Annotated in this window: 3 protein-coding genes; 1 reads left to right on the forward strand and 2 read right to left on the reverse strand. The window is 68.2% G+C overall.

From position 1 onward, the window contains the following. A partial coding sequence (sepH, locus tag QK444_RS34910) for a septation protein SepH (protein WP_282786265.1) occupies positions 1-784 on the reverse strand: 784 nt, incomplete at its 3' end. 216 nt (positions 785-1,000) lie between these two features. Continuing rightward, positions 1,001-2,125 (reverse strand): phosphoserine transaminase, encoded by a 1,125-nt coding sequence (gene serC / locus QK444_RS34915; RefSeq protein ID WP_029930938.1) that lies wholly within the window; start codon positions 2,123-2,125, stop codon positions 1,001-1,003. Between the two features lie 134 nt (positions 2,126-2,259). Between serC and QK444_RS34920 the strand changes: the two genes are divergently transcribed. Then, positions 2,260-2,921, forward strand: a 662-nt coding sequence (locus QK444_RS34920) for a hypothetical protein (protein ID WP_282786266.1), incomplete at its 3' end; no start/stop codon positions are given.

A 2,921-nucleotide genomic window follows, 5' to 3' on the forward strand; every position in this document is an offset into this window, starting at 1 on the left:
GGGCGGCGGCCGGAACGGTGCCGTCCCCTACCGCCGGACGCTGCTCGTAGAAGCCGTCCAGGCTCTGCTGGTCGGAGACGCGGGGCGCGGCGGGCGCTTCGAACTCCACGCGTTCGCGCGCCGCGGGGGCCGGGGCGGGCGCAGGCTCGGCGACCGGTTCGTTCTGATCCGGCAGGATGGTGGCCAGACCGCGCAGGGCGCGGCCGAAATCCGGATCGATCAGATCGGAGGCCGGATCGTCCAGCGGCACCACCGAGCCGCCGTGCGCGTCGGGCTGGTAGCGCCAATGCGCGGCGATGACCGAACGCCCCGCCTGCCACTGCAATTGCGCGACCCAGTAGCCCTTCTCGTCCTTCCAGGCATCCCATTCGGCGACCTCGACATTGTGGCCGCGCTCGGCGAAGGCCGCCGACACGATCTCGATGAGGGTTTCCACCGACGGACCGTCATTGCGCACCGGATGCGCCTTCTGCGCCAATTCGGCGGCCCGCTGCCGCTCCAACAGGACCGGGTAGGCGAAACGCTCCACCCGGCTGGCGGGCATGCCGGACTCTTCGGTGACCTGTTCGACCGAAGCACCCGCTCGGATACGGGCCTGGATATCGCGAGGACGCATCGTGGCTTCCGTTTCGATCTCGATCTGGCCGAATCGGGCAAGGTCTCCGCGCGCCGCGGCGCGCAGTTTGTCGTCGGCGGCGAGCCGGTACTTCTGGCCGGTTTCGGTATCGATGCACACGATGTGCGTGGAATCGGGCGTCAATCCGATCACTCGAAGTTCACGCACCGTTACCTCCTTATCGCTGCTTCGATCACAGCCAGGCTCGCGACACCGCCCATATGCTGGAACAGTAGTGCACTTCCGAGATTCGTGGGTCAAGACACGCGGGCGCGGAAATCTGCTCACAGACTCCCGCGCCGCATTACTGTGAACGATTCTGTCACAGAGCGTTCGGTACGGCTCGCGGATTCAAGATCCGCGAACCGCCCACATTTTTACTGCTCAGGCGAGCTTTTCTACGACCCAGTCGATGGCCCGGGTCAGCTGCGAGACGTCCTCGGGGTCGATGGCCGGGAACATGCCGACGCGCAACTGGTTGCGGCCCAGCTTGCGGTACGGCTCGGTGTCGACGATGCCATTGGCGCGCAGCACCTTCGCGACCTGGGCCGCGTCCACCGAATCGGCGAAGTCGATAGTGCCGACGACCTGCGAACGCAGCGCCGGATCCGACACGAACGGGGTGGCGTACGAGCTGGATTCGGCCCACGAGTACAGCCGCGACGAGGAGTCGGCGGTGCGCTTCACGGCCCAATCGAGACCGCCGTTCCCATTGAGCCATTCGATCTGATTCGCGAACAGCAGCAGGGTGGCCAGCGCCGGGGTGTTGTAGGTCTGGTCCTTGGTGCTGTTGTCGATGGCGATGGGCAGCGACAGGAAATCCGGGGTCCAGCGACCCGAGTTCTTGATCTCCTCCACCCGCTCCAGCGCCTTGGGGCTCATGAGCGCGATCCACAGCCCGCCGTCGGCGGCGAAGCACTTCTGCGGCGCGAAGTAGTACACGTCGGCATCGGTGATGTTCACCGGCAGACCGCCCGCACCGGAGGTGGCGTCGATGGCGATCAGGGCGTTCTCCGAGCCCGCGGGACGCGAGACCGGGATGGCCACGCCGGTGGAGGTCTCGTTGTGCGCCCAGCCGATGAGGTCGACCGACGGATCGGAGGTCGGCTCCGGAGCGCTGCCCGGCTCGGACTTGATCACGATCGGATCGCCGATGAAGGGGTTGCCCTTGGCGACGGCGGCGAACTTCGAAGAGAACTCGCCATTGCTCAGGTGCAGCGACTTCTCCCGGATCAGGCCGAAGGCGGCGGCATCCCAGAAGGCGGTGGTGCCGCCGTTGCCGAGCACGACCTCGTAACCCTCGGGCAGGGAGAACAATTCGCGCAGACCGGTGCGCACGCGCGCCACCACGTCCTTCACCGGCTTCTGCCGGTGGGAGGTGCCGAAGACCGAGGCGCCGGTGTCCACCAGGGACCGCAGCTGCTCGGGACGGACCTTGGAGGGGCCACAGCCGAACCGACCGTCGGCCGGCTTGAGTTCGTCGGGGATGGTCGGGAACGCAGAGGTCATGGCGACAAGGGTAGAGCGTGACGGAGGCCGCATCCGCGAGTGGGTAGGCGCTGCAACACCATCGGCTCCGCCACTGTCGGCAACCGGCGGGTATCGCTGTGGCCGCGAACACACTGCGGTTATGGTTCACGGCTATGAACACGGCCGCACACGACAGGTCGGAGACCGCCGCCGCCGCGGCCGATTCCGGCCGCCCCCGGCGGCGTCCGGGCCTGTTCACCCGGCTGTCCTCGCAGTTCGGCTCGGGCGGTCTACCCCGGCGGGATGCGGGCATGTCCGATGCCGCCCGCCGCGAGCTGCTGCTGCGCGGCGTCGCGGGAACCGCGACCGTGCTGGGCGTGCGGGCGCGCCGCTCGGAGCCGGAGCACGAATTCTGGATCCGGGTCCAGCTCGAGGATCGGCATCCGTACGAGACGCGGGTGCGGCAACGGGTCGGCGCATCCGATCTGGAATGGATGCAGCCGGGCGATGTGGTGTCCTGCCGGGTCGATCCGGGCGACAAAGACCGGGTGGTCCTGTATGCCCCGCCGCCGGAGGAGACAACCCGCACGAATATCGCCAAGATCCTGAGCGACGGCCGCCGGGCCCGGGCCACCGTCCTGGCCGCCACACCGGTGGCCGCCGACTACGCGGGCCGCGACGATCCGGTGCTGCGCCTCGATCTGGAGTTGCGCGCCTGGGACGAGCCATCGCCGTGGCTGGTGCGGGTGGTGGCCGCGGTGCCGCTGTCGGCCATCGAACTCGTCGATCTGGGACGGCAACTCGAGGTCGCCTTCTTCACCGTCGATCGCGGCGA

Source organism: Nocardia sp. CC201C, assembly GCF_030010695.1.
In the GTDB taxonomy this organism is placed as follows: Bacteria; Actinomycetota; Actinomycetes; order Mycobacteriales; family Mycobacteriaceae; genus Nocardia; species Nocardia otitidiscaviarum.

Coding starts and splice junctions, on each gene's coding strand:
- serC (WP_029930938.1), bottom strand. CDS start 2,125: ATGACCTCTGCGTTCCCGACCATCCCCGACGAACTCAAGCCGGCCGAC.